This window comes from Dictyobacter sp. Z7_2 (assembly GCF_057551105.1).
In genome coordinates this window covers 1,049,362-1,076,003 of sequence record NZ_BAAJPE010000002.1, presented here as the reverse complement: position 1 = coordinate 1,076,003, position 26,642 = coordinate 1,049,362, and the positions used below count along the sequence as shown (strand labels likewise).

Below are 26,642 nucleotides of genomic sequence, written 5' to 3'. Positions count from 1 at the left end.
GTAAATAGAGATGCTGTTCGATTCCAGTCGGGAACAGTTTTTTACCATAAAACCGCTTGAGAAAATAGCATGATATCCCATTACCATTAGTAAATAATCGTAGTATGCTATACTAATGGCGCAAGATGCTGTTTTTGTTGTCTGTTATTGAAGAAAGGCTTGTTGTCTCGATGACCATGACCTACACACCGGGCACGTTAATCGATCATTATGAGATTACGCGCATGCTGGGACATGGTGGAATGAATCGGGTATATCTGGCGCGTGATGTATCTGATCAGCAAGAGGTGGTGCTCAAGTTCCCCAACGAAGATCTCATTGGAAATATCGCTGTATTTGAGCGTTACAAACGTGAGGCTGAGATTGGTAATCGCCTTGACCATCCACATATTCAGCATCTCCTGCATACGGATGAAAAGCGTTCAGAAGAGTACATTGTCGTAGAATACATTCGTGGAAAGACCTTGCGCGCTGTTCTTGAAGAGCATACTCCTGATCCATTGCCGGTCGATGAGGCCATCGGTATTACGCTCCAGATTTGTGAGGCGCTGGCGTATTGTCATGAACATGGTATCTTTCATCGTGATATTAAACCTGAGAATATCATGATAGAGGAAGATGGTAACGTCAAGATTATTGATTTCGGGATTGCTCTACTTGAAGGTGCACGGCGTGTAACCTGGCGTGGTCTCTCTGGTACGGTCGGAACTCCCGATTATATGTCGCCCGAGCAACTGAGGGGAGAACGAGGCGCCGCAGGTGCTGATATCTATGCGGTTGGTGTTATGCTTTATGAAATGTTGTGTGGTCATACTCCCTTTGAAGGCGAAAACGTATTTGCCATTATCAATCAGCATGTCTCACAGGACCCACCCTCTATTCTGCAAGCAAATCCACAACTCCTGCCAGAACTTGCTACTGTTGTGATGCGAGCTATTCGCCGTGATCCTGAAAAGCGTTACAAGTCAGTGAATGATTTTCTCCATGACCTGCACAATCTGGAAGAGGTGAAATCAGTACCCTACGAACCAGAGGCACCCAGTCTCAACCATTCGCGTCGTACACTGCTGATTGCGACGCTCATTATTATCATCATCTTCCTACTTATAATTGCCTTTGGCTTCCTGGCGCAATCCATACATAATGCTGGCTAACACTACTTATTTTTCTTTCTCATGCGTGCTCTAAGAGAAAGTGTAGGTATAGATGCCAATGGGGTTATCCAGACCCGTCTATGTGATCGGCGATATTCATGGTCAGATAGAAAAACTCATCCAGCTACTACAACAGATCCAGCTCATTGACGCCGCTCATACCTGGACTGGAGGAACGGCTTCACTCTGGTTTATCGGTGATCTGGTGGATCGCGGTCCTGACAGTATTGCCGTGCTGGATCTGGTGATGCGGCTGCAAAAAGAAGCAACAGCCATTGGTGGGAATGTAACATCATTGCTTGGCAATCATGAGATGCTGCTTCTGGCCGCTTACCGCTTTGGTCGTCGCTCGACGGGATTGGGCAGTACCTTTCTCACCCGCTGGAAAAATAATGGTGGTAAGCGCAAAGATATCGCACGTTTAACGTTACAGCATCTTGATTGGATGGCGAAGCTTCCTGCTATGGTCCTGATCGACAAGTATCTTTTGCTCCATGCTGATGCTCCCCTCTACATTCAATGTGGCCAAACAGTCGATGAAGTAAATGGCTTTTTCAACAAATTGTTGAGTAAGAGTGATGCACTGGTCTGGGAAGAGACGTTGGAGGATTTTGCTCGGCGTGGGGCGTTTTTACATCCAGCCTATGGCACAGATTTCGCGCAACGTGTTTTGAGAATTTTTGGCGGAGAAACATTAATTCATGGACATACGCCGATTCATATTGTGCGCAGTTGCTCCCCTCAAAAAGTTGATGGCCCATGGATATATGCGCATGACCAGTGTATCAACGTTGATGGTGGTATGTTTCTTGGTGGCCGTGGATTTGCATATCAACTACCCATCTCAGACTAAATTGTTGCTTGCATAATACCTTGGACCTCAATAAATTTTTAGAAAACTGCCTCAATTTCTAAAGAAATTCTTAACAAAATAGCCATTTTGTGCAATATACACAAAATGGCTATTTAAACTTATCAAGTTTTAACATAGTATCATACTTTGAAAATTTATATACTCTGTTTAAGAAGTGATTGTCGTATGATTTGTACAAATATATCCCCTTTTCTAATACATAGAGTAAAGGGCACCTTCGTAGTAGACAGTGTGTTTTAAACAACACTAAGCGAGAAGGAGGTACAATATGGCAGCTCAAGATCCAAGTGAAGTCAAAATGATTCCTACTCTTGGACTCACTGGTGTGACAATCAATGCAATGGCGCTTATCGCGCCTGGTGCATTCCTCTGGACAACGTATCAGTTGCAATCCAATCCTTCAACCGCCATGAATATGTGGGCCTCAGTATTTATCGCCACAGCAATCGCTTTGCTCACCGCAGTTGCTTATTCGTCTCTTGCTAAGCGTTATCCGGAAGCTGGTTCTGGTAGTTCTTATTATTTTGCAGAAGCTTCTGTACTCCACAAAGAGGAACATCGTCATTTTAAGTTTGCACGTTTGAGTAAATTTCTGGTTGGCTGGGCCTCTCACCTGTATTATTGGATCTATCCTGGTGTCATGGTTGCCTTTATGGGTTTGCTGATCACCTATATTATCCAAACATTTGTCCCGAGTTTTGGCGCGCCCTGGCAAGAGGTATTGGTTTGTATCATCTTTGCTGGCGTCGTTGGAGCTATTGCGTATATCGGAGTTACAGGTTCAACGCTGGCAAACATCGTGATTAATGTTATCCAGATTCTGGCGTTACTCACCTTCTCTGTGCTTGCCATTATCTACCGGATACAGCATCCAGCTATCCACTACCTGCATCCCAGTGCGTTAAGCGTCATCTTGCCTCATAATCTCAGCGGTCTCATCCAGCAATCCACCATTGCTATTCTGCTTGTGGTTGGTTTTGAATCAGCTACTTCCCTGGCTGCGGAGGCAAAGAATCCAGGACGCGATATCCCACGTGGTGTTCTGCTTTCGCTGGTCATTCAAGCCGTTGTTTTTTACTTTATTGAATACTTTGCGGCAAATTTCTTTATCAATACGAGCTATGCGAGTGGGGGAAATAGTGGCTTCGCGGCCGCTTTTGCATCCGGGGCTCCTATCGGAGATATGGCAAAAATCATTGGAGATCAGATGTTGGGAGGTAATGGCCTGGCATTCGCTGTGATTCTGGCCGCGACAGTGGTGATTGCTTTGATTGGTACTGCGCTTTCCTGCCTCAATACTGGTGTCCGTGTGACTTATGCCATGGGAAAAGATACTGAACTTCCTCTGGTCTTTGGCTTCCTGCATGGAAAATATCGTACGCCTCATGTCGGAGTGATCGTACTGAGTATTATCTCTGCCATTATTGGTAGTTATGGTGTATTGAATATAGACAATCTAACACAGGTGACGCTTATCTCTAATGTTGGCACCTTTTTGCTCTATGGTATGACCTGTATCATCTGTATTGTGGCCTTCGTAAGTGTGGCTGGACGCAATTTCTTGACAACGATCTTTTTACCCGGGCTGGGTGCTGTACTCAACGTATTAATGCTCATCGGCGTGCTCTATTTTGCGATCGCCGGTGGTGGTAGTGCTCAGGTTGATACAATCATTGCATGCATCTTTGCTGTACTGTGGCTGGTGATAGGCTTTGCCTTCCTCTACATCCGTAAATTATCCACTGGAGTTCCCATTTTGCTACCGGTTGAGCACAAAACGAAAGAGAATATTATCGTCAGTGCGACAAGCGATAGTGCTCTTACAAGTAGTGACTGATTGTCATAGTTGGCTTCTTAGATATCTAAGAGGCCGACTACAGCAGGCAGCACCAAATCATCCATAGTGAAGATCGGTCAGGACCCATGCTAAAAAAATTGAACTTATCTCTGCTGCCATATGAATATGCCGTTTGTCGACTTCATCCCGACAAGCATATTCCTTACTGGGCACTTTTAGGCGATTTTGTCTCACTCACTCGAACGCCGGAAGAGCTTTCTATCGTTTGTAGACAGGATAATGTGCCCGGCGAGGTACTTGCGGAGAGGGGATGGAAATGTATCCAGGTACATGGAGCCTTTGACTTTGCGACAGCTGGAGTCAATGCTTCGTTGGCTTTGCCTCTCGCTGAAGCTGATATCAGTGTCCTGGCGATTGCCACCTATGCGACAGAATATCTGTTAGTCAAAGAGCAAAATGTGGAAAGGGCTATAGAGGTTATGAGACAGGCTGGTCACCATGTTGACCGCCAGGATGCTTTGTAAAGGGCATACATGGACCCATTGAACTATCTTAAGGCTGTCATTATTACCCCTTGAACTGACGCGAATGTATTTTTGAACTATGAGTCCAGCGCTTCTTATAGCGAATGTATGTCTCTTCTTGTTCTGTAGATGCATCCATCAAGATGCATTCTCCCCATTCAGCGCTTATGCCTTGCTTGAGTAACTCTCTGATGGCAATATTGATTTTGGCTGAGTCTTGATCGTTTTCGACCCCGGCCAATTGATCATCTGTCAACGTGCCCTTATGCTCTATCGGCTGGTCGTTTTGCTTTCCGCGTAATGTATAATGAATCGCCATGTTTTTTTTATTTTCCTGTTATCTTTTTTGTCAGAGGAATATTTTCTTCTCTAATTGCTTGTGACGGATGTCAATTTCTGCTATTTTATCTGTATCTCTCTGCCTGGTGGTAGCGTTTTCATCATTGTAGAGTACACTTCTTATGATCGTCAAGCGGCAGTTGATCTGTTCTTCACGCCTGATGATATGAGAATACGCTGCCTGGGCAAGTGAATTGTATCATTTTACTGCTTGAAAATGGGTATGAAAGGATATATTGCGTTTCTTTCTTGCGATGATGGAGGGAAGCAAGGCGTGATGCAAAATGCTCCATGAATAAAATTTCAAAAAAAGACACATATAGCACCGAAAGACTGGCTCAGCCTCCATCATCTACGGTTCTTTATCCATTATTCTACGGATTTGTGAGTATTTTTGTTGTTTTATCTATTTTGAGTGCTGTAATCTTATTAGCAACAGATATGCTTCCTACCTCATTGCCTCATGCACCTCTTTCGTCGGCTCCCCTGATCTTGATTGGAGCAACTTATCTTGGTTTTCAGGGATTGACAAAGCCGAATGTGGTGGACCTCTGTAAGGCTTTGATTGTTTGTACCGCATTTGTTCTCTGGGGTATTGATCAAATGTTACCAGCCGGCTGGTCTGCCATGGTACTCGGCGATATCGTGATTACTCTGTACGTGCTTGACCTTGGCTGGAATATGATTGATCGTCTGAAAGAAAAACATAAATAGTGTCTTCATGTCGCTCCTGGATAAAGTAGCTCTTCAGTTTGTGAATTGAAAAGATAAATATGTGCTGGATCGATGCCAATATCAATGATTTTACCCAATTGTATGTTGGGATTGTTGATATCTTTGATTTCTGCGATTAACTGGGTATGACGACCTATGTGTAATTGAATGGTCCATTTTCCTAGCAGGAGTGCAATATGCAGAATGCGGGCTGATAGTATGATGAAGTTGGTGGTATCTATTGGCTTGAGAGCCCATTCAAGTACGATAATGTTTGGTCGGATGCCTAAAATGACTTGTGATGATAATCCTCGTTCTGTCAGAACCGGTGTCCATGGTGCTGCTAGTGGAATGCTCAAACCGTCTGCCTGTACCAGATAGCCAGTCTCGCAAGGAATAATTGTGCCTTCTAATTGATTAAGTAATGGTTGGCTAAGAAATTGGGCTACGAAAAGGTTCGCTGGCTGTTGTAGTACTCTATCAGGTGTTCCGATTTGTTGAATCTTGCCCCGATTAATAATTGCGATCTGGCTAGCGATAGCCAATGCTTCGGTGGGTGCTTGCGTTGCGTAGATGCCGAGCGCTTGTTTCAGTCGAGGGACAAGCAACATGGTCTGATGGACGCGATAGAGCGTATGAGGATCAAGTTGTGTGATTGGCTCATCAAACAGATAAAGGTCTACATTTTTAACCATTGCCCGTGCGATAGCGACGCGTTGAAGCTCTCCACCAGATAGGCTGGTCAAAGATCTGGTCTGGATCTTTTGCAATTCAAGCATCTCTAATGCGCTCTGTACCTGGATGTTCATCTCTTTTTTACTGACGCGGCGAAAGCGCATCGCACGTGCCAGTGTGTCATAGACGGAGAGATGAGAAACCATCCCATATTGTTGTGTCACCATTGTCATGTGACGATGCGCCGAGTCTGCTGATGTGATGTCTACTCCATTGAGAAAAATAGCACCTGCATCTGGGATTTCTAATCCGCTTATGATGCGTAACAACGTTGTCTTGCCACTGTTAGAAGGACCTACCAGAACTAAAAGGTCATTTTGCTTCACCGTAAAACTGACCTCATCAACTGCAAGTATCTCATCGAAGCGCCTGGTAATCCTTTGCACATCTAACATTTTATTTTCCATGGAATCTCCATTGCCAGTTGCGATAGCTTATCAGATCAAGCTCATTCTCCCTAAAAATAAAATAAGATTATGATGTAACAATATAGTACATGATAATGGAAAGTAATGTCATGATACCCGCGAATTCTGTTTGTTTTGACCTTGTAAATTACGTATTAATATATTGTTGACCTTGTTCTTACGATTTTTAGATCGCTTGCACGAAAGCTAGCAGATGTAGAGCGTGGCAATTTGTTGTGATGAGGAAGGTCGCTGGTGGTTCCCTTTGAGAATGTGCTCTTGTGATGATTTTATGGTACCGAAGTTCTAGGACTCTATAGACTGATTTTACTATCGACATTGCAGTTGCTGATAATGCAATGATATTGTATTCTACAGCGCCTCTTTAATGGCAGTTTGATTATAAATTGTTGTGGGGCTGAGATGAATGTGTTTATGGCACACATCTTGTTGTGTTGAGGGGTGATAAGAGACAAAATCTGAACCTTTCTCCTTATTCATACTGCAAAAGTAGGTGACAAAGATGATGAATGAGAAAAATATCCAGGAAGTGAATGCTCAATCTCCTTGTGTGTTGATCATTGATGATGACCCCGAACTTTTGAAGGCCTTATCACAGACCATCTTATTGAGGCTTCCACATGTGATTGTTGAGGTAGCCAATTCTCCCCAGGTCGCTCTGGAACTCTTGATAGAGAAGAGCTATGATACTATTGTCAGTGATATTAAAATGCCTGGGATTGATGGTTTAACTCTCCTCTCAAGGATTCAAGAGATTCAGGCCGAGACTCCGACAATTTTGATTACAGGCCATGGTGAGCACGCAATTGCTATCCAAGCGTTGCGTGGGGGAGCCTATGATTACATTCAAAAACCGATCGAGCGTGATAATTTCATTGCATCCTTGCTACGAAGCATACAGACATGTGCACTGCGTCGTCAGGTAAAAGAGCAGCAGGAGACTCTTGCCGAGTATGCACATTCTCTTGAGTGCCTCGTGCAACAGCGTACTGATGAATTATCGGAAGCACACAAAACAAAAGATAAAGTTATCAGTCTGGTGTCGCATGAGCTCAAAGAGCCGATTGCCCGCCTCAAAAGTATTACCCAGATTCTCCGCCAAAAACTTGGCAATACAGAACTTTCAGAAATTGTAACGCGTAGTTTTACCGATATAGAAGTCTCGATTGCACGTACAGAAGCCTTGCTACAAGATCTGTTAAGTGCTTCAGATATTGAGACGCAGCGCTTTATTTTGCATCGCCAGCGCTGTGATCTGGTGCAGTTTTGTCAAAATATCCTGGCACAAGCCACGGAGGACGCTTCCATTGAGTTTGATTATCAAGCTTTTCCTGATTCCGTTGAGGTTGATATCGACGAAGAGCAGATCTATCAAGTCTTGCAGCGATTGATCACAAATTTGTCGTTTGAAAAAGGACATCCAATTACGATCATGGTGCAGCAGGTGGGGAAAGAAGCGATTATCACGATCCGCGATCAGGGCGAGGAGGAGTTGGGGGCAGAATTTTATATCTCGCGTAAAATTATCGAACAGCATCAGGGTCATATGGAAGTTCAGCATTTTCCAGAGAATCGCAAATCATTATTTGTTACGTTGCCGCTTGTCCAGGATTATACAAAGGAACCAGTGATTAATCTGTCCGCTGTGCCACGCACATATGCTACCTGGAAAATTATCCCACGCGAGGATCAGGCGAACTAAGCAATCCAAGAGGTTAAAAAATTTGTTGTTGACATCATTGCTGGTAAGGCATATGCTATTAGTATACGCGGTAGCATATGACGCTATATCACCAAATTTTATATGCGCAGTGAAATGAGGGGCAAATGACTTATTTTAGACGTTTTGGAGCACAAATAACTTTTCTCACACTCTCAATCATTGGTGTTGCAATCTCCATTTATCTGACCGTTGCTCACTATGAAAAGGCACCGGTCGTCTGTTCCAATACTGGCATTATTGATTGTCAGCGTGTCCTTTCCAGTGTCTATTCTTTTGTGCCATACACAAATATTCCTATTTCACTCCCAGGGTTAGGCTGGTTTCTTGTCAGCGCAGTCGTAGCATTTCTGGCCTGGAGAGTATGGCCTGAACAACGTGCCTTGAGAATAGCCCAGGCGGCTTTTTTTGGATTAGGTGTGCTTACGGCCCTTTATCTTGTCTATGTGGAGATCACTTTTTTACACACCATCTGTGCCTGGTGTACAGCTCTGCATATTATTATGTTGGTCATGCTTCTTGTCTCAGTTTTTCAGCTAGTGCAATCTGATCAGGAATATGATGACAGTGAAGATGATGAGGTAGATGAAATCGTGCCTTCCAGGATGACTGTACCGCGTACCTAAAATTTTTAGACAGGCTGGTCATGTATATAGACTGCGATTGCATCTCCTGCTTTGACATTGCCTCCTTTGAGGATACGTGTCATCATTCCTGCTTGAAATGATTTATTACCGGAATTTGTTGCTGTTGTGGCTTGCAACAGCTGACTATTTATACCATTGAGTTGCTTGCAGGGAATACGTATCTCTGTGATTTCTAGCAGTGCAGCACCTACTGTGAGCAGTGTTCCCGGTGGCAATTGCATGATAGCCAGGTTTTGGACAGTAATGTTTTCGCCCATCATTCCCGGCCCTATGTGGATATCTTCCTTCACAAGCTCCTCAAAGATACGTGCATCGACGAGCAGAACTTGTCGCAGGTTGGGCAGGTGAGGATCTTTGCGGGCCAGATAACGATGGCGTACGGTTTTGCCTGCATGATAATCTCCTTCCACTCCCCAATCCTCTCTCAACTGGATCTCTTCTACCACAGGTTTAGGCAGGCCTGGTCGAGGATTGCGGCAGACCGCTATAACCCTCCCTGCTTTTATCGTGTCACTGCTCGTCATAGTCATACATTTACTCCCATTTGAAGGTTCGGATTGCCACAAACAGGATTACGATAGCCCAGATGACCAATAACAGGATTGGATATGTTGGGAAAGGATGTCCTGCTGTCATAGTTTGTTGTAGGGCCTGTGTCAAAGCGGCAGCAGGCAAGATTTGCGCTATGGCGGCAATTGGAGCGGGTAAATGATCGAGTGGAAGAATCCCACCTCCAAGCAAAATAAAGACGAGGAAGAGGGCATTAGCGCCAGCCAGGGTCATCTCAGCACGGAGACCGCCAGCCATCGCCAGTCCAAGCGCTGAAAATGTAATTGTGCCTAACACAACAGCTAATAATGCCAGTGGTAGCGATCCTGTTGGACGCCAGCCATAGAAAGCGATTGCAACTCCGATTAGTAATACCAATTGGACAATCTCAAGGGCCAGGATTGAAATAATCTTGGCGATAATCAGCCCGCTACGCGAGAGAGGCGAACTTCCCAGGCGCTTAAGCACTCCATAGTTGCGTTCATACGCTGTTGCGATGCCAAGGTTAACCATGCCAGCAGCCGAGATGGCAATGGCCAGGATACCTGGCAGTAGAAAGGTTGCCGCATTTTCACCATTTTGAACTGGAACAATATTGAGCGATGCGAAAAAAATGAGTAACATCACAGGAATAATCAATGTGACCAGGACATTTTCACCGCGCCTGCTGGTCAGTAAGAGTTCTATCCGGGTTTGTTTCAAAATTTGACGACCTGCCGAAGCTGGTTTATTGCTCAGCTGAGTAGGATTCTGTGATTGTGATGGATGTATGGCCATCTTTTTCAATTCGCGGCGCGGGTACCTCTGCATTCATGCATGGGGAGGAAGCGTCGCGACTCCTTTCGTGTAACTGTAGCCATCCGCGTGATGCACACGGCGTATATATTTCGGGTGAATATTCACCTTGTCCAGTCGAAATGAGGGGCGTTGGCGGATAGCAATGCGCCCCTGGAATGTCCCCTTCGGGGTGATCGCTTTCACGATGTCGCCTGTGCGATAGCCCAGATACGATCCCTTACGCTCCTTGTGCTGTTTGGGAAAGCCATAAGCATCAGTGACGCACATTTTGCGCCTGCCGTGTCCTGTAGCAGTCATGAGCAATGGAACAATTCCCTTGATGATGAGCACCCCCGGAGTACTCCTTCCTACGTTGGCTGCATCTACCCAGTGTATTTTGGGGAGTCCTCTTGTCGTTCGATTGAACTTTGTCAAGCTGCCACTTCCGCATTCAATAGGCACGTTTGTTGTCTTCAATCGTTCAAAGAGCAGCCATCTTGTTGCATTCACTGCTGCTGCATCCTTCAGTGGCGCTTTCGCTTGGGACTGGATCTGTTTCAACACGTTCGGTTTCTTCTTCAGAAACACGGCAATATCTTGTGTGCCCTTGGCGATGTTGCACGGTTTACAGGCAAGGCAAAGATTCGCGATGCGATTGGTTCCTCCTTTGGCGCGTGGCTGGATGTGCTCCACCTGCAAAGGTGTCTCCCTGGCTCCGCAGTACGAGCAAGCCCGGTCCCACTTTTCAAGTAAGTACTGCCTGATCTCGTATCCGGCTAAGGTGCCCTGTTGATACTGCATGCCGGACACCTCGGCGTTCTCCATCAACTGCATATCAAAGCTCACGAGTTCCATGCTGATTGCTGCGATGGGACAAGACCGTGAAAGACGATGGACCCATGTGAGCACATTCGAGATGCGACTCTCTAAGGATGGTGGGAGCCAGCCCTGTCGACGCCTACGGTTGGACCATCTCGCCTTGCGATAACGCGTTTTGCGGTTTCGGCGAGATCGACGGATGGCTCGACGATCATCGAGGGCCGCTTTGATCTTCTGTCCTCGATGGGTTAGTTCTGCCGCAAAGACGACTTTTCCTGTTGCATCGTTGACAATGGCGATACCTGTGGTCTTGCTCCCTGGGTCAAGCTTGATCCGCAATGGTTCTCTGTTTGGCTTCTCAATCTCATGTTTGAGGATAATCGTAAACGGAAATCTTTTGTATACTGCCGCCTTTCCTTCAGAGAGTAAGATTCTTGCCCGCCCAGGATGGACCGGGTTTAATGGTTTCTGATAGGTATCTAACACAAACACGTTGCTCATGATGAGCCTCTACTTTCGTAGGTAATGGTTGCCTCGCTAAAGTTACTGAGTGGTTTAACGCCAACGACACTGAGTTAACCCTTGTAGCCCTGTTTAATCGTTGACCGTAGCGGGCAAGGCTGGCATGCACCTCGCCGTACCTATTTCACCCGTAACGTAGAATCTCTTTCAGATTCTCAAGCTGGTCAGGTGAGCTTACCGAAGCAAGCTCCTAGCTTTTAGCTATGGGGTTCCTGACAATTAATCTCGTACCTCTGATCCAGTTAAGCGTAAGAAGAGATCTTCCAATGAACCCTGGCCGACACGCAGCTCGGAGAGAGGAATCTTCTCATCCCGTAACCAGGTGGTAAGCTCAACTAACGCCGCAGGAATAGTATCTGTTTCAATGACGTAACTACCGGCTCGCACCTCTTCGGCGGTCTTGACTGTAGATAGAGCACTCAACTTTGCGCAATCCAGACCTTCAGGGGCGACAAAGCGCACGATATTGGCATTTTGTCCACCAGTCAGGTTGCCAGGGGTATCTAAAGCGATCAGTTGGCCGTGGTCAATGATGGCTACGCGATCGGCCAGCCGCTCGGCCTCATCTAGCAAGTGCGTGGTGAGGAGAATCGTGACACCGTTGCGCTTCAACTCGCGTATAATTTCCCAGGTTGTCTGACGAGCTTGTGGGTCCATGCCAGCGGTTGGCTCGTCTAAAAAGACCAACTCTGGATTTCCAACCAGGGCAATTGCCAGCGCCAGGCGACGCTTTTGTCCGCCCGATAGTCGACGGCAACGTGTTTTTCCGGCGGATATCAACCCCACCCGTTCGAGTAACTCGTCGACCGCCTGAGGCTGCTCATAATAACTTGCAAAGAGTGCCAAAGCCTCGCGAGCTGTCAGGGCTGGATAAAGGCCATCTTGTTGCAGCATCACACCGATACGCGGCTTTAAATCTTTGCCCTGGCGTAGCGGGTCCAGGCCAAGGACGCGTATCGATCCTTCATCGGCGGCGCGATAACCTTCCATCGTTTCAACTGTGGTTGTTTTACCCGCTCCATTTGGACCCAGAAGAGCAAAAACTTCGCCCGCTTGCACGGAAAACTGTAAATGATCAACGACGCGATGTGCGCCATAACTTTTGCTGAAATTCTCAACGACAATGGCGGCTGTTTCGTTGGATAACGTTTGAGCCATTTGAGCCGTTGTCTGCGTATGAGCAGACATAAGAGCCACTCCTTAATATGCAACTACTCCGCTTATACTCAATTGTGAGATAACATTTCTTGGGGCAATGAGTGCAAGCAATCAAGAAATCCTTTGTATAAAGTACAGCACTTTTTGATAGATGACAAGCCTGCACCTCCCAGGTACACATTTTTTGCCGCATGAAAATTCTATTTATGGGGAGGCACTCAAGGATTGATTGATTGTCATTGGCCTGATTATTTCGGGAAAACGTGCAAAAATAGTGAAACATTGCGTGATTTACATCTAATTTGATTGGTCATGCGTGTAGATAGTAGTTATATAAAGCCTCTTCCTCGTTATTTATGGAAGAGAAAATCGAGATTATTGTTTTTTGTTTTGTCGGATTGTGTTGTTCATTTGAGGAGGAATGTTATGGTTGGTTTACTTTGGGCCGCTGCTGTTGTCCTGTTCGTTTTGTGGCTTCTGGGTTTCGTTGTATTGCATGTTACGAGTGGACTGATCCATATTCTGCTTATCATCGCAGTGGTCGTGCTCATCTACAACCTTATCGCAGGTGCCCGTGGTCGTCGCTCCCTTTAAAACTTGTGCGGGAACGATAGTGATACCAGGAGATTGAAGTCTTCTTTCAAAATTTTGTGAAAGAAGACTTCAATCTTTTTTTAATACATTTATAGTGAAGAATGAGATGCGATAAAACAGTACTGCTATATTCTATAACCTGAAAAATGCAATCTCTGTCTTAAAACTTGCAGCGTAAAATATGGTTATGCTGTATTCTATTTGACGCTTCCTAACTCTAGATGTTACACTATCAAAAATTATGAAGTAGATTTGTTGCTATAAGATGTACAGGCATTGGCCTGTTTGACCCGCAAGGGACCAGTACACCTTAAAAGTGTGCTGGTGTTTTTTTAAGGAGGAAGTCTTAAACCATGTCTCTGGCACAGAACCCGGACTCCTTTGCCCAGAAGTTTTCAAAAGAAGGGCTCACCTTTGATGATGTGCTGATCATACCTGCTGCCTCTTCTGTCTTGCCCCGAGATGTCTCCACACAAACACGCTTCACTCGTACGATCTCCCTCAACATTCCGATTGTGAGTGCTGCTATGGATACTGTATCTGAAGCTCGTTTGGCAATTGCATTGGCGCGTGAGGGTGGTATTGGTGTAGTACATAGTAATGCTTCCATTGATTTCCAGGCTGAAGAGGTTGATAAGGTCAAACGCTCTGAGTCTGGTATGATTACCGATCCTATTACGCTTGAGCCGGATGCTGCTTTGAAAGAGGCTCTTCTGGTGATGAAGCGTTTCCATATCTCTGGTATTCCTATTACTGAGCACGGTCGGCTAGTCGGTATCTTGACGAATCGTGACTTGCGATTTGAGACGAATGTAGAACGTCCTATTGTAGAACTCATGACGCGTGAAAACCTTGTGACTGTTCCGGTCGGAACAACCTTAGAGCAAGCACGTGAGATTCTTCATCGTAGTAAAGTTGAGAAGCTGCCAGTCGTCGATGAGCATGGTATGCTGAAGGGCTTGATTACCACGAAGGATATTGAGAAGAAAATTCTGTATCCTAATGCGGCTAAGGATGAGTTTGGCCGCCTACGCGTTGCTGCCGCCGTTGGAGTGGGACCCGACTCGCTTGATCGTTGTGCTGCTCTGGTTGAAGAGGGTGTTGACGCTCTGGTCGTTGACACATCACATGGGCATTCACGTATGGTGATTGAGCGCGTAGCTCAAATCCATGATCAGTTTGGGAAAAAGGTCCAGATCGTAGCTGGCAATGTGGTCACTGCTGAGGCGACTGAGGCGCTCATCCAGGCTGGTGTAGATGCCGTCAAAGTTGGTATTGGTGCTGGCTCTATCTGTACAACTCGTATTATCTCGGGTGTCGGCATGGCTCAGGTCACAGCTATTTATGACTGTGCGGCCGTTGCACGCAAATACGATGTGCCGATTATCGGTGATGGTGGTATCCAATATTCTGGTGATATTGCGAAAGCGATTGTGGCGGGATCTGATACGGTGATGCTGGGGAGTCTGTTGGCTGGCGTTGATGAGAGTCCAGGTGAATTGATTATCTCCCACGGTGAGCGCTTCAAAGATTATCGTGGTATGGGTTCGATTGGAGCTATGAAACAGCGGACGTATAGCAAGCATCGTTACTTCCAGGGGGAAGTGGATGAGTCAGATTTGATCGCTGAAGGCATTGAAGCCCGTGTTCCTTATAAAGGTCAATTGGGTCCCTTAGTCTTTCAATTGGTTGGCGGCTTACGTCAGGCAATGGGCTATGCAGGCGCGGCGACCATTCAGGATATGCAGGAGTATGCACGCTTCACGCGCATTACGAATGCAGGTCTAAGAGAAAGTCATCCCCACGATGTGATGATCACAAAAGAAGCTCCTAATTATGGCACAAAAATGCGCTAAAAAGATTGGAAGAGGTGTCTTTAGAGATACCCCTTCCTTTTTTTTGCGGCTTAACGGGTCAGGAAGGCTAAAAGCTCAGCCATGGGATAAGGACCCGGACAAAAACTGCGATGGACGGGATCCATCGAGCAATGTCCAGTGATACCACCGCTGGCGTTTGCTGCCTGCCTGGGAATGCGATGACGATCACAAATATGCTCAATCAGGTGGAAACTTGCATCTTTTTGTTGCTCTGTCAGCTCGTCGGAGTTATCATGGTGCGGTTTGACGTGCTCGATCGAGATTGTAACATGATTGGGATTGAGATCGTGTGACCACCATGGATCGTGACCTTCGGTAACACCTCCGTTACCCCAGGCTCCGTCATGTTCACGTACTGATTGCACGATCACGCCGTCACGACCGATGGTATAATGAGTGCTTACGTCAACGCGTTGAAAATAATAACCAACATCCTGTGCACTCGTAAAGCCCGCTGTTCCATGTATAATGATCCAGCGTGGTGTATGTCCGGCTCGGCCGGGGAAATAATTGGCCGATGGCATCCATAGCACATGGGGTTCATCCATTAGAGAAAGGCTCCTTGTCTCGTCAGAAATTTACTTGGTGAGGGAAACACATTCAATGATAGGGATTTTATCTTTCCATTGGATTGAAATGTCCCCTGTCATAGTATATGCTGTGTAAAGACGAGCGCGCGGGAGATGTAGCGAGTCGGGATTGGTATTTTTTGGCGTGAAGAGTAGTAGGGGATGGAGGTAGTTATCAAGGCTGTACGATTGATACCTATTAGCCAAGATGTCCCATATGATTGCGATCATGGGCGGTATCAGTTAGAATAACAAGGGTCTCAGACTCATTCACAGAACAAGATGGCAACCTACCAATGCGGAGGAAAATATGGTTGATCTTAAACAGATGCTGAGCCGCTTCATCGCAATTCCAGGTATTCGTCAGGCCGTCCTCGTAGGCCGCGATGGTCTGATCATTGAGGGCATGACGCGCGATGGAAAGGATGATTTAGAGGCAGTGGGAGCAATTACCACAACAAGCTTTAGCACCGCCGAGGCATTGGGGCAAGCAATAGCACGTGGAAGCGCAGTGGGTTTGCTCTTGGAGTATGAACATGGCCTGGTGAGTGTTGATCCCCTGGGGGATTTCGCTTTGATGGTAACTCTTTCAGATAATGCCTCAAATATTGGTCGCGTACGCCATTTGGTTAAAGCGAGTCGTAACGAAATTCTTGAGGCTCTGGATATAGCTTAGTTTAGCGCAATAGAAAATGGTCTATTCTACCTTATGCCAGACGTGTACACGGAGGGCGGCGCGTCCATGGAACAATTAACAAATCTTATCATTTCTGATCGCGAGCTGACATCAATTTCAGCTGTCTTGCTGAAATTGATGAATGATACTAATGCCACTTCTGCTATGCTTCTCGATAAAAGTGGTCAAGTCGTTGCTGTGCAGGGAACAGGTACACGTCGCAATGCAACAACCCTTGGCGCTTTGCTTGCTGGTGTCTTTTCATCATCACGGGAAGTCGCAAAATTACTCAACGAAAAAGATTTTCGCAATATTTTTCAACAGGGGGTGCAAGAGAATATCTACACAACAATGGTTGAAGAACAATGGCTGTTAGTGATTATTTTCGATAAATTAACACATATAGGATTAGTCAAAGTTTTATCAAAAAAATCTTCTGATGAACTTGGGCGAACCCTGGAACGTGTGCGTTCTGATACAACGCGTACAAAATCTTCGGTACTTAATCTTCAATTTCGTTCATCGGTTGAAGATACCATCGATCTGCTTTTTCGCGATTAGAGGAACCTGTCTTTTATGGCTCTCATCAACATTGCTACCCATGAGATCCACTGTAAAATTGTCTATTATGGCATAGGATACTGTGGGAAGACGACGAATTTGCAGCATGTGCATAAGAGTATTCACCCCAATGCTCGGGGTGATATGCTCTCTATTGCCACGGAGACAGAGCGTACTCTGTTCTTCGACTTTTTGCCTTTAGATCTTGGGACTGTGCACGGTTTTCGTACTCGCTTTCATCTTTATACTGTGCCTGGACAAATTCTTTACGAACGTACTCGCCTGGCCGTCTTAAACGGTGCGGATGGTATTGTCTTCGTGGTGGATTCCCAGGCTGATAAATTTGAGGAAAATGTTCAAAGTATTGCCGAATTGGAGATGCACATGCGCCATATCGGGAAGAATTTGATGACTTTTCCTCTGGTTATGCAGTGGAATAAGCGTGATATGCCGAATGCATTACCAGTTCCTGTTTTGGAGCGTTATCTGAATCGTCGAAGAGCTGCAAGCTTTGAGGCGGTAGCCGCTGATGGTCGAGGGGTCTTTGCGACTCTCCGTTCGATTAGCAAAAATGTGATGACGCAGTTGTAACTTTTATTTTCTATCTGTATTTGTGTTATGTAGGTGGGGAAGGGGGCGTGGTTGTTCTAAACTATTTTTCTGTTTGTGTTATGTGCCGTTCCTATGTTGTATAGACCTGACCCGCGCCCCCCGAACACATAAGCTTGATGGCTTATGTTTGTTGTCTCCTGGCATCCTCCGCTTCGCGCTGTGTCGCTATTGCTTTCTCTTCCAGTGATTTGTTTTTCTCTGCATCCTTAGTATCGTTTTATGCATGCCTGTTCGCCAGTTGTGCTCTGGCGTTTCTAACCACGCAATGTGGCAATCAGACGATTGGGTTTGAGCAGGAGATCAATGGCATTGATGGGACTGTAAGCTATAATATCGGCTCCTTGCATAGTTTTGACGGCTGTTCCTTCAGAGGTAATCACCACTACTCCGATGGCTGATAGGCGTAACATACTGGCATCATTGACGCCATTACCAAAGGCGATGACGTTTGCTGGTCCCAGATTTTGTACGTAGCGCATTTTTTCATCACCACGTTGGATTTCGTGAATGGGAAAGTTGAAGGCTTGTTCGAGCGTTGCCAGGTTTCCATGGGTGCTAGAACTGATGAGGTGGATAGAGAGATGTTCGGATAAAGTTTTGAGTCGCTCGGCGGTACCTGCGATTGCAGTACCATCGACAGCGAGGGTACCATTTACGTCGAAGACTGCATGGCGCAGCTCAATAACCCCTCTTTGAGGAATGTCAATCTTGATAGCCACTTGCTTTATCTGCCTTTCAATACGTGATCACACGCATTGAGTCTTCTCTCTGTACTGTACAGATAGGCTTCAGTAACCTTACAATCTTTACAGCGCAGATAACAGGTCGCACCAGTGTCATAATCATGATGCTTATTGAAAGCATAACGCACCGATGAACCTTCTGCAAGGCTCTGGCACTCAAGTTTCGTTGTCATTATTTATGTTGAAGCATCGTGCTGCTCAAGACATGCAAAAGAAGCGCCAGGAGAACTCCATCACGCTTCTTAAGAGAGTGGTTGCTGCAAAAGTATCATCGCTACCAATGATAAAAATCGATGATTATAGCTAAAGTATCTTAGTAGTAGCGGCGGCGGCGGCGAGGGCGACGTACATAGCTTCCACGGCGACGGTAACGTTCATAGCCAGGACGATAGACCCGACGATACGCTAATCCGCTCCAAAGTGCGACACAAATTGCGGCTACCAGTAGCGATGTGAATATCGGTGCCCCGTAAAGATATTGGTCGTTAGCGAAATGGATGCCGAGCAGACCTACAATAATAACCATGCCAATAAAGCCAATGACTGTGGCACCAATAATACCATCACGTGCTCTCCGACGAGCGATTAATTCGCCAATAAAAGCGCCAATTAAAGCAATAATAAGCCAGACGATAAAGCCTTGAAGAGAAAATTGCATATAATAACCTCCCTGTCGGTAGATGTTTAATAGCTCAGTCTTTTCTTAGTACGTATGATCAAGCTGCTTCGCTTCATAACGAAGTACTTGTCTTAACTTATGGCATAAAGCAATGGTCGAGCCGTTTTGAGCATCTCTGGAGTGTGACCTATTCCTGCGAGTGCCAGTGCCGCTGAGAGACGTACTGAGCGTGGTAGATGTTTTTGTTGTGACAACTTTTGTAGTAAGGGGATGGTGCTCTGATCTTGTAGTTGAGTCAGAAGCCAGACAATTGCTTCGCGCTCGGCTAGATCAGTGCACTTGAGGTAATGAACCAGCAAGATGGCGAATGATGGACCATATTGTTGCTGGCACTGTTGTAAGCGATAGTGTATTTCGCTTGTGGAAAGAGAACTATTTGTGGTGAGGTCGATGAACTCGTGGATCTTACTATGAAGATTTTTACGAGACTCAAGCTTGAAAACGTTCCAACCATCTTCTTCTGGTGGATGTACTGATTGGAGCGGCCTGGCGTCCCATTTTTCCATCAAGAGAATCCTTCCTGAGCAGTAGAAAGCTCATTATGTTACGAATATTCAGCTAAACTAGAAAAAACTTCCTGTCGCTTGTCTATTATGTCAAGCAAGTTCTGTAATCCCTGCTGCGCTTGCAAACGTTGCAGGGCACTGAGTGTAGTCGTGGCAGCAAACTCATCTTCATCCAGAATGAGAGTTTTTCCCTTTGGATCGACCCAGACATCCAGAAAGAGGTCGATCTGTTCGATTCTGGTATCCATGACACGCGCAGGTTCCGTGATATTGCAGTACCAGCCTTTACGTGAACCATCTTTCTGAGCCACATCAAAGATATTAAACCAGCGATTTGTATAGTAAAACTCGATGAAGCGATCTCCCGGCACGAAACGCGTATAGCCGAGATTGCGCTCTTTCATCGTCCAGATGGCCTGGACGACGACCTCATGCTGAGAGCGAGAAAGAACCTCACCAGTATAGCGAGTTTTTTCAGCTCCTAGAGGATCAAGTTTGATAATAGTAATCATGGTTCCTTGCAATGAATGAAGTGATATCCGACTGTTTATGCAAACAGTATATAGTGTAACGTAAATCCCCCCAATCTTCAATGGGTAAATGGTAGAGTTAATTAAAGCTTCTGATTATGGATATGGCGATAGGCATCAACCATATCCATGTTGATTTGGCACTTTACACAGGCTGTTTCTCTCGGTAATAAGAGAAATTGCCAGGGAAAACATGTATGGCTTTATCCGCTTCGATGGAGATAATCTTAGTTGCCACCTGATCTAGAAAGTATCGATCGTGTGAGACCATCATAATTGTCCCTTCAAATTGTTGGAGTGCAGCTTCCAGGACTTCAACCGATGGAATATCCAGATTATTGGTTGGCTCGTCGAGTAAGAGGAAGTTGGCGTCGGTAAGCATCAAGCGTGCGATCTGAAGCCGACTTTTCTCGCCACCACTTAAATTCTGAATGGTTGTATGCATATCGCGATAAGAAAACAATAAACGATGAAGTAAAGCGATCGCTTGTGCTTCACTCATATTTTTCAGCCGCGTAACAAATTCCAAAGGTGAATTGCGAGCAGGTAACGTTTCCTGTTCCTGTGAATAATAACCAGTGATTACACTTGGCCCGATTTTGATCTGCCCACTATCGTTTGGACGTAGACCTAATAAGGTCTTGAGGAGCGTGGTTTTGCCACTTCCATTGTCTCCTACGATACCGATGCGCTCTCCATGCATCACCGTCAGGTCAAAAGGTTGGCAGAGGACGCGTCCATCGATGGTGATACTGATGCTTTTGGCCTCAAGCACTTTTTTACCACTGCGTTCTGGGTCCAGCTGAACCTTCATTTTGTTTCGCGCCAGGACAGGCTTCTGTGCGAGATCTTCTTTAATCCGTGCGATACGTTTCTCCATATTGTGCATCCGCCCAGCGAATTTATCATTAAACTTGGCCCATTCGCGCAACTGCACCAGACTTGCTTCGAGGCGTTTGATCTCATCCTGCTGGAGCAGATAATGCTCATAACGCTGTTGAAGTCGCAACTGGCGCTCTTTGACATAAGCACTATAGTTACCAAAGTAGATATCGATAGCACCATCCTCTAGTTGATATATTTTCTTCACGGTTTGATCAAGCAGATGACGATCATGCGAGATGAGCACGACTGTGCCAGGATAATCCTGAATATATTGCTCAAGCCAGATTTTCGCTTCCATATCGAGATGATTATCTGGCTCGTCCAGCAGGAGAAGATCTGGGGTTTGGACGAGTATGCGCGCCAGATTCACGAGTTTTTTCTCGCCACCACTCAGCGATCCGACCTTTTGGTCATATGCCGTGGGAGGGAAGCCTAATCCGGTCAGGACAGCTTTGGCTTTGTGCTCAACCATATAGCCACCCAGAGTATCAAAGCGCTCCTGAGCCTTACCATAGGCATCCAGCACGGCATCCAAAGCATCTGAATTGCTTGTGATGCGTGGGTCTCCCATCTGCTCTTCCAAATGATGAAGCACACGCAGTTGGGTGGCAAACTCCTCTGATACCTCCTCGACAACTTCGAAGACCGTTTTTGTATGTTGCTGCGGATCGATCTCCTGAGTTAGATGTCCTATAGTCATATGGCGCTTGCGTGAAATGGTGCCGTCGGTTGGTGTATCCAGATCGGCCATCAGCTTCAGAAGGGTTGACTTCCCACAGCCGTTTTCGCCTACCAGGCCGATGCGCTCGCCGGTGAGGATTTCTAGATCGATTTGTTCAAAGACTGCATTGCCTGCATAATCTTTGCTGACTTTTGAGAATTGAACTAATAACATTGTTTCTTCCTTTTGGAATGTGCAGCATGTCTGGCCGCAGAGCTAGACATAGAGAGATAATCATGGACAGCGGTCGAGGGGAGAGGGCCTGCACATCTGCTGCATTGGGAAGAAATGGGATGATGGGAATAAGGTATGAATATGGCTGGAGAAGGAGCACAGATAAAAACTAACCTACGTCTTGCATGGAAGCTGAAGCACGTACGTTAATCCACAACATCAGCACTGCTTTCCGCCGCATAAGCAAATGTATCAGGCTTATGCGGCGCACACATGTGAGATGACTTTATAAGGATAGTGGTAAGCCAGGAACTGGGCAAATTTGTCTTGCCGATCGTGGCATATAGTTTCATTCTGCATAAACTTAATATTACTGACTCGGCGCATAAAAGTCAAGGGTAAAATTGTTTATGAGGATATTTTATTAAGCTTATTTTATGTGTTGACGAATGAAGTTGAGACTGGTATGGAGTTGTTCTACATCTATCCCCTCATTCAGGGTAATGGCTGGCGATTCGAGGCTGACGTTACCGGTGAAACCCATCTGTTTTAATTGTGCAAAAAAACGCTCGAAGTCGACATTCCCTTCGCCTGGATGAAGATAGCGGCGTTGCCCATCCACAAAAGGTTGACCAATAGAATCTTTTATATGTATATGATGGGTCCTCTGTTGATCCCAGAGCCAGGGGGTCTGAAAGACGCTATCCAGCTGGTTATAGTTGGCCAGGAATTCTGTATCTAGAGCGAAATGAGTGCGTGGTTCATGCTTCAAGGTGCGTTGGAGGTTGGTTAAGGGATCAAAATGTCGACCAGGAATACTCTCAAGTGCTAGTTCTACTCCATAGTGTTGTGCCAGATCGTAACAGGCTTGCTGCATTGAAAGATTATTATCTAGATTATCGTCTAATTCGGGCCAATTCCAGAAATGCAGAACAAGTAGTTTGCTTCCTAATAGCTTTGCCATCTTGCAATTCTCTTCCAGAAGGTCGACTCCTTGTTGCCGCGCTGCAGGATCGGGCTGACCAAGTGCTGTCCCAATGTTTTTTTCCGTATGCATCGCCGGGAAGCGTAGCTCGGTGCGCAGTAGTTCAGCGGCGATCTGCTCGATTTGTCCGTACCAGGTAGGATAAAACATAATCTCCAGGCCATCAACCTCTAAAAGTGGTCCGTATTTAATGATGGCTTGGTGCCCTGTGAGATCGGGGTGGCGACTGAAGACACCTGTTGAGCAAAGTAATTGTATTGGTTGGCTCATGCCGAATGCTATCTCCTCACGCAATCTTTTTGGTTGCTGATAACTCTACTATTTATAATCCTACTATTGTATGCGCCAGGAGTTGAGGAAAGCAAACAAGGGCTTATGTAACTGACGAGTAAGTAGCTACCATTGAGTACCAGAAACCGGTTAACTATCTATTCCTATGCTATACTGAGAAGGATATGTTGGGTTTAGATTTTATTTGCCAGCATCATGATATTGTTCGTGATGCGCTACAAAAGCGTTGTGAAGCGCGTGATAGCGAGATCGATGAGATACTACTATTATCTGAACAGCGTCGCGAAGTTTTAGCCCGGCGAGATAACGTATATGCCGCGTTAAAAAGCCAGAAAGAGGCAATACGTTCCGTCCCGCTAACTCAGCGTCGTGTTGCAAATGAGCAAATTAAAGCTCAGCACGACGAAATTCGCGAGCTGGAGTTGCAGATAACAGATCTCGAGACACGTCTTCAGTTTTTGTTGCTTCTTTTGCCGAACATCCCACATACGAGTGTTCCAGTGGTGGATACGACAGCCTCTCCAGATGAGATAGTTCTCCATTGGGGAGAGTCCGCTCACTTACCTTTCGAGCCGCAGGCCCATTGGGATCTAGGTACGCATCTTGGTATTCTGGATGCCGAGATGGGTGTTCGGATTGCTGGTAGTCGTTTTGTCTTGCTCAAGGGAATGGGAGCGCGTCTGGAGCGCGCTTTGATCTCTTTTATGCTGGATGTGCATACTGGCGAGCATGGCTATACAGAGATCTTACCCCCACAATTAGTGAAGCGCTCAGTGATGATAGGTGCCGGTCAGTTGCCCAAATTCGCTGATCAAGTCTATGGTTGTGGCGAAGATGAACTTTATCTGAATCCTACGGCGGAGGTTCCACTCATTGGCATGCATAGTGATGCGATCTTGTCGCGTGATATTTTACCTCTGCGCTATGTCGCCTGGACAACTGCGTTTCGTCGCGAAGCTGGTTCAGCCTCACATCAGACGCGAGGATTATTGCGTTTGCATCAATTTAACAAAGTTGAACTTTTTCAATATACCGAGCCTCAGAATTCCTATATTGAATTAGCTCATATGTTGCAACATGCAGAGGAGATCCTGCAACTGCTCGAGTTAGCTTATCGTGTTGTGACTTTAAATAGCGCCCATTTGCCCTTTGCGTCTGCTAAAACTCTCGATATTGAGGTCTGGATGCCGGCGATGAAGGATTATATAGAGATCTCCTCGGTAAGTAATTGCGAAGGATTCCAGGCGCGCCGGGCAAATATTCGCTATCGCAGCGGTCGTACAAAACGAGCGAGACACGTTCATACGCTGAATGCTTCTGGATTAGCTGTAGGTCGGACGATGGCGGCTATTCTGGAAAATTATCAGCAGGCGGATGGGTCGGTTATAGTACCAAAAGTATTGCGCCCTTACGTAGGCACATCCATTCTTTTAGCGTCTGCGTAGTAGAAATAAAGGGAAAAAAAGACTAGCACGAAGGGACGAAAACCAGATTTACGAATATTTGTGAAATTGGTATAAAACCCTTCACAAGTTGGCACAAGTATGGTATATTATCTGCGGAAGGATGGCAGAGTGGTCTATTGCGGCTGTCTTGAAAACAGCTGAGTGAGAGCTCCGGGGGTTCGAATCCCTCTCCTTCCGTACTAGAGCAGATAATGTACGTCTGCTCTAGATTTGTCTTATCTGCTTCTGCCTCACCTGTGCCGAGGAACTATAATCATTTTAACTGGCAGCGATAGTTAGTGTTGGAAGTTGTGCCAATTTGCTTCCGACTCTATGCATACACAAGATAGTATATGAATGATGAAAAAGTAGTCGTTGACTTTCGTGAAAATAAGTGTATGGATTCTACTAGTGCAACGGTGAAAGGAACATATGCTACATGGAAGCCATTTTCTGGACGGACGGTGAAGTACTGTGTCACTGATAGGTACATTAGAGCAGTTTAAATTAGCAGAAGTGTTGCAGCGTCTTGAGCGTCATGCAAAGACTGGTCTCCTTATAATTCAAAAGAGTTCCCAATGGGTTGAATTCTATATCAGTGACGGCCACCTGCTTTGTATTGGACCCTTGCGTACTCAGGCAACACTCGGTGAGCGTTTAGTTCAGGATGGAGTTATCCCACAAGGCGCTCTGCAAGAAACGTTACTTGTATTAGGTCCTCAGGCAAATGAATCTCAGACAGCTCGCAAGTTGATAGAATCGCGTTATGCGAGTCGCGAGGCGTTACGGGCCTGGACTATCAGGAATACCACGAAGGCGCTGAAGGTTCTCTTGCTTTGGGATTCAGGCGATATTTATTTTGACGAGGGGACTCTGCCGCCAAATGATCGCTTATTGGTCTCGATGTCTATTTCGTCGTTAATTGAAGATGCCAAACCTGTTATTGCTCCCACCCCAGAAGTAGCCAAGCCTAAAACCGTTCCCCTGCCATCGTCTTACTCGCCAATCAATCCGCCAGCGCCATCTATCTACTCACCGATGACGCCAGCGACGCCAGCAGTACCGATATCGTTGGCTCAGACGCCTCCGCCGCAGTCCACGCCGCGGACGCCAAGCACTCCCTCACCTGATGTCGCACGTGTTCCTACACTGATGAGTGCTTCGCAATTTCTCGATGATTCCGCGTTTGCTGCATCCTCGTTTGCCACATCTTTTCCAGCGCCAGAGTCATTTTCGCCTGCTGCCACTCCTGCGATCTCTGAAGAGTCTGCTTTTGACTCGCAGATGGACACCCCTTCATTTGCTGATGTTGGAGCAATGTTCTCTGATGATGGTCCCAGGCAGACCGATTCTGGTTTTGCCTCTTTGTTTGGAGAATCTGATACAAACAACGGTGTTTTTCAACCCGTCCCGGTAACTAATCCTGTGCCTCCGCGTCGTATTGACACATCCTTTATGTCGCCTGATATGGTATTGTTGCCAAAAGATCTATCCGCCTACCGTGCTCAAAATCCACAAGTGCAGATTACGCCTGATCAATGGTGCGTCTTAACGCATGTTGACGGTAGAACCTCCTTGCTCTCTATTTGCCAGGACCTGGGGACTACTCCCGATATTGTTTGTCCGGTGGTTGGTGAGCTGATCGCTGAAGAATTGATCTCTATTACGATGCCCACTGATAATATGCAACCTGATCTGGCACCTGTTTCGGGTGAACTGGTGGCTACCGGTTTAAGCAATGGCTACGTCGCACCAGGATATGCTTCTGCTTCAGTCTCACCCTGGTCCGCCTCATTGCCTGCTATGCAGCAGCCCGAGATGAATCCATCTGCGTTCGTTGGACAAGTAGAGGTCAATGGCGTGGTGACGGAGTCTCAATGGGGGAATGGTGGGAATGGGGCAAAATTTGTGCCCGGACGCGGTTGGATTGCTAGCCCGCAGCCGATGCAACCATTGCAATCCAGCGGACCACTAGCCTCTCCGAGCGGCATATACAATATTCCACTGGGCAATGATTACTAGTTTGTGCCAATCTG

General features: G+C 46.2%; 27 protein-coding genes and 1 tRNA gene. 15 read left to right on the top strand and 13 right to left on the bottom strand.

Annotation, left to right across the window (positions count from 1 at the left end; translation table 11 throughout):
- Positions 1–137: 137 nt before the first annotated feature.
- The 4 genes from AC27N8_RS18035 (at position 138) to AC27N8_RS18020 (ending at position 4,350) form a co-directional block, all read left to right on the top strand.
- Positions 138–1,154 carry a serine/threonine protein kinase gene (locus AC27N8_RS18035; RefSeq protein ID WP_487068779.1) on the top strand — a complete coding sequence of 339 codons (1,017 nt, stop codon included), beginning with the start codon at positions 138–140 and terminating at the stop codon, positions 1,152–1,154.
- 52 nt (positions 1,155–1,206) lie between these two features.
- The gene (locus AC27N8_RS18030; RefSeq protein ID WP_487068778.1) at positions 1,207–2,007 is read left to right on the top strand and encodes a metallophosphoesterase family protein; all 801 of its coding nucleotides are present in this window, start codon (positions 1,207–1,209) and stop codon (positions 2,005–2,007) included.
- 289 nt (positions 2,008–2,296) lie between these two features.
- Positions 2,297–3,865, top strand: coding sequence for an APC family permease (locus tag AC27N8_RS18025; protein WP_487068777.1), 1,569 nt, complete (start codon positions 2,297–2,299; stop codon positions 3,863–3,865).
- 86 nt (positions 3,866–3,951) lie between these two features.
- On the top strand, positions 3,952–4,350 hold the full coding sequence (locus AC27N8_RS18020) for an ACT domain-containing protein (protein WP_487068776.1): 399 nt from the start codon (positions 3,952–3,954) through the stop codon (positions 4,348–4,350).
- A 43-nt stretch (positions 4,351–4,393) separates the two neighbouring features.
- Here AC27N8_RS18020 and AC27N8_RS18015 read toward each other — a convergent pair whose 3' ends face one another.
- Positions 4,394–4,669, bottom strand: a complete 276-nt coding sequence (locus AC27N8_RS18015; protein WP_487068775.1) for a hypothetical protein — start codon at positions 4,667–4,669, stop codon at positions 4,394–4,396.
- 311 nt (positions 4,670–4,980) lie between these two features.
- On the opposite strand from AC27N8_RS18015, the gene AC27N8_RS18010 reads away from it, so the two are divergent.
- Positions 4,981–5,403: a hypothetical protein gene (locus AC27N8_RS18010; protein ID WP_487068774.1), complete on the top strand. Its 423-nt coding sequence runs from the start codon at positions 4,981–4,983 to the stop codon at positions 5,401–5,403.
- Positions 5,404–5,408: 5 nt separating this feature from the next.
- On the opposite strand, the gene AC27N8_RS18005 is transcribed toward AC27N8_RS18010, so the two are convergent.
- Positions 5,409–6,545, bottom strand: coding sequence for an ABC transporter ATP-binding protein (locus AC27N8_RS18005; protein WP_487068773.1), 1,137 nt, complete (start codon positions 6,543–6,545; stop codon positions 5,409–5,411).
- 523 nt (positions 6,546–7,068) lie between these two features.
- Between AC27N8_RS18005 and AC27N8_RS18000 the strand changes: the two genes are divergently transcribed.
- Both AC27N8_RS18000 and AC27N8_RS17995 read left to right on the top strand, forming a co-directional pair.
- Complete coding sequence (locus AC27N8_RS18000) at positions 7,069–8,268, top strand: hybrid sensor histidine kinase/response regulator (protein WP_487068772.1); 1,200 nt, start codon at positions 7,069–7,071, stop codon at positions 8,266–8,268.
- Positions 8,269–8,393: 125 nt separating this feature from the next.
- Complete coding sequence (locus AC27N8_RS17995; RefSeq protein ID WP_487068771.1) at positions 8,394–8,912, top strand: vitamin K epoxide reductase family protein; 519 nt, start codon at positions 8,394–8,396, stop codon at positions 8,910–8,912.
- 5 nt (positions 8,913–8,917) lie between these two features.
- Here the strand turns inward: AC27N8_RS17995 and AC27N8_RS17990 are convergent, their stop codons facing one another.
- The 4 genes from AC27N8_RS17990 to AC27N8_RS17975 all read right to left on the bottom strand — a co-directional run bounded on the left by AC27N8_RS17990 (position 8,918) and on the right by AC27N8_RS17975 (position 12,788).
- On the bottom strand, positions 8,918–9,463 hold the full coding sequence (locus AC27N8_RS17990) for an MOSC domain-containing protein (protein ID WP_487068770.1): 546 nt from the start codon (positions 9,461–9,463) through the stop codon (positions 8,918–8,920).
- A gap of 4 nt (positions 9,464–9,467) precedes the next feature.
- Positions 9,468–10,184 (bottom strand): ABC transporter permease, encoded by a 717-nt coding sequence (locus tag AC27N8_RS17985; protein ID WP_487068769.1) that lies wholly within the window; start codon positions 10,182–10,184, stop codon positions 9,468–9,470.
- Between the two features lie 108 nt (positions 10,185–10,292).
- The gene (gene iscB, locus AC27N8_RS17980) at positions 10,293–11,579 is read right to left on the bottom strand and encodes an RNA-guided endonuclease IscB (RefSeq protein WP_487068768.1); all 1,287 of its coding nucleotides are present in this window, start codon (positions 11,577–11,579) and stop codon (positions 10,293–10,295) included.
- A 240-nt stretch (positions 11,580–11,819) separates the two neighbouring features.
- Positions 11,820–12,788: an ABC transporter ATP-binding protein gene (locus AC27N8_RS17975; RefSeq protein ID WP_487068767.1), complete on the bottom strand. Its 969-nt coding sequence runs from the start codon at positions 12,786–12,788 to the stop codon at positions 11,820–11,822.
- A 396-nt stretch (positions 12,789–13,184) separates the two neighbouring features.
- On the opposite strand from AC27N8_RS17975, the gene AC27N8_RS17970 reads away from it, so the two are divergent.
- The gene (locus AC27N8_RS17970; protein WP_487068766.1) at positions 13,185–13,352 is read left to right on the top strand and encodes a lmo0937 family membrane protein; all 168 of its coding nucleotides are present in this window, start codon (positions 13,185–13,187) and stop codon (positions 13,350–13,352) included.
- Positions 13,353–13,705: 353 nt separating this feature from the next.
- The gene (gene guaB, locus AC27N8_RS17965) at positions 13,706–15,208 is read left to right on the top strand and encodes an IMP dehydrogenase (protein WP_487068765.1); all 1,503 of its coding nucleotides are present in this window, start codon (positions 13,706–13,708) and stop codon (positions 15,206–15,208) included.
- 50 nt (positions 15,209–15,258) lie between these two features.
- Here the strand turns inward: guaB and AC27N8_RS17960 are convergent, their stop codons facing one another.
- Positions 15,259–15,777: an N-acetylmuramoyl-L-alanine amidase gene (locus AC27N8_RS17960; protein WP_487068764.1), complete on the bottom strand. Its 519-nt coding sequence runs from the start codon at positions 15,775–15,777 to the stop codon at positions 15,259–15,261.
- Between the two features lie 331 nt (positions 15,778–16,108).
- Between AC27N8_RS17960 and AC27N8_RS17955 the strand changes: the two genes are divergently transcribed.
- The 3 genes from AC27N8_RS17955 to AC27N8_RS17945 all read left to right on the top strand — a co-directional run bounded on the left by AC27N8_RS17955 (position 16,109) and on the right by AC27N8_RS17945 (position 17,626).
- On the top strand, positions 16,109–16,474 hold the full coding sequence (locus AC27N8_RS17955) for a roadblock/LC7 domain-containing protein (RefSeq protein WP_487068763.1): 366 nt from the start codon (positions 16,109–16,111) through the stop codon (positions 16,472–16,474).
- Positions 16,475–16,540: 66 nt separating this feature from the next.
- Positions 16,541–17,035 (top strand): roadblock/LC7 domain-containing protein, encoded by a 495-nt coding sequence (locus AC27N8_RS17950; protein WP_487068762.1) that lies wholly within the window; start codon positions 16,541–16,543, stop codon positions 17,033–17,035.
- Positions 17,036–17,050: 15 nt separating this feature from the next.
- A complete protein-coding gene (locus tag AC27N8_RS17945) occupies positions 17,051–17,626 on the top strand; it encodes a GTP-binding protein (protein WP_487068761.1) in 576 nt (191 codons plus the stop codon).
- A gap of 275 nt (positions 17,627–17,901) precedes the next feature.
- On the opposite strand, the gene AC27N8_RS17940 is transcribed toward AC27N8_RS17945, so the two are convergent.
- The 6 genes from AC27N8_RS17940 to AC27N8_RS17915 form a co-directional block, all read right to left on the bottom strand.
- Positions 17,902–18,366, bottom strand: a complete 465-nt coding sequence (locus AC27N8_RS17940) for an HAD family hydrolase (RefSeq protein WP_487068760.1) — start codon at positions 18,364–18,366, stop codon at positions 17,902–17,904.
- A gap of 337 nt (positions 18,367–18,703) precedes the next feature.
- Positions 18,704–19,048: a GlsB/YeaQ/YmgE family stress response membrane protein gene (locus tag AC27N8_RS17935; protein WP_487068759.1), complete on the bottom strand. Its 345-nt coding sequence runs from the start codon at positions 19,046–19,048 to the stop codon at positions 18,704–18,706.
- A gap of 92 nt (positions 19,049–19,140) precedes the next feature.
- Positions 19,141–19,575, bottom strand: coding sequence for a HEAT repeat domain-containing protein (locus AC27N8_RS17930; protein ID WP_487068758.1), 435 nt, complete (start codon positions 19,573–19,575; stop codon positions 19,141–19,143).
- Between the two features lie 38 nt (positions 19,576–19,613).
- A complete protein-coding gene (locus AC27N8_RS17925) occupies positions 19,614–20,087 on the bottom strand; it encodes a ribonuclease FAU-1 family protein (RefSeq protein WP_487068757.1) in 474 nt (157 codons plus the stop codon).
- Between the two features lie 163 nt (positions 20,088–20,250).
- The gene (locus AC27N8_RS17920; protein ID WP_487068756.1) at positions 20,251–21,885 is read right to left on the bottom strand and encodes an ABC-F family ATP-binding cassette domain-containing protein; all 1,635 of its coding nucleotides are present in this window, start codon (positions 21,883–21,885) and stop codon (positions 20,251–20,253) included.
- A 430-nt stretch (positions 21,886–22,315) separates the two neighbouring features.
- The gene (locus AC27N8_RS17915) at positions 22,316–23,140 is read right to left on the bottom strand and encodes a sugar phosphate isomerase/epimerase family protein (RefSeq protein WP_487068755.1); all 825 of its coding nucleotides are present in this window, start codon (positions 23,138–23,140) and stop codon (positions 22,316–22,318) included.
- A gap of 185 nt (positions 23,141–23,325) precedes the next feature.
- Between AC27N8_RS17915 and serS the strand changes: the two genes are divergently transcribed.
- The 3 genes from serS to AC27N8_RS17900 all read left to right on the top strand — a co-directional run bounded on the left by serS (position 23,326) and on the right by AC27N8_RS17900 (position 26,628).
- Positions 23,326–24,606, top strand: a complete 1,281-nt coding sequence (gene serS / locus AC27N8_RS17910) for a serine--tRNA ligase (protein ID WP_487068754.1) — start codon at positions 23,326–23,328, stop codon at positions 24,604–24,606.
- A 115-nt stretch (positions 24,607–24,721) separates the two neighbouring features.
- A tRNA-Ser gene (locus AC27N8_RS17905) sits at positions 24,722–24,804 on the top strand.
- A 276-nt stretch (positions 24,805–25,080) separates the two neighbouring features.
- Complete coding sequence (locus AC27N8_RS17900; protein ID WP_487068753.1) at positions 25,081–26,628, top strand: DUF4388 domain-containing protein; 1,548 nt, start codon at positions 25,081–25,083, stop codon at positions 26,626–26,628.
- Positions 26,629–26,642 lie beyond the last annotated feature (14 nt).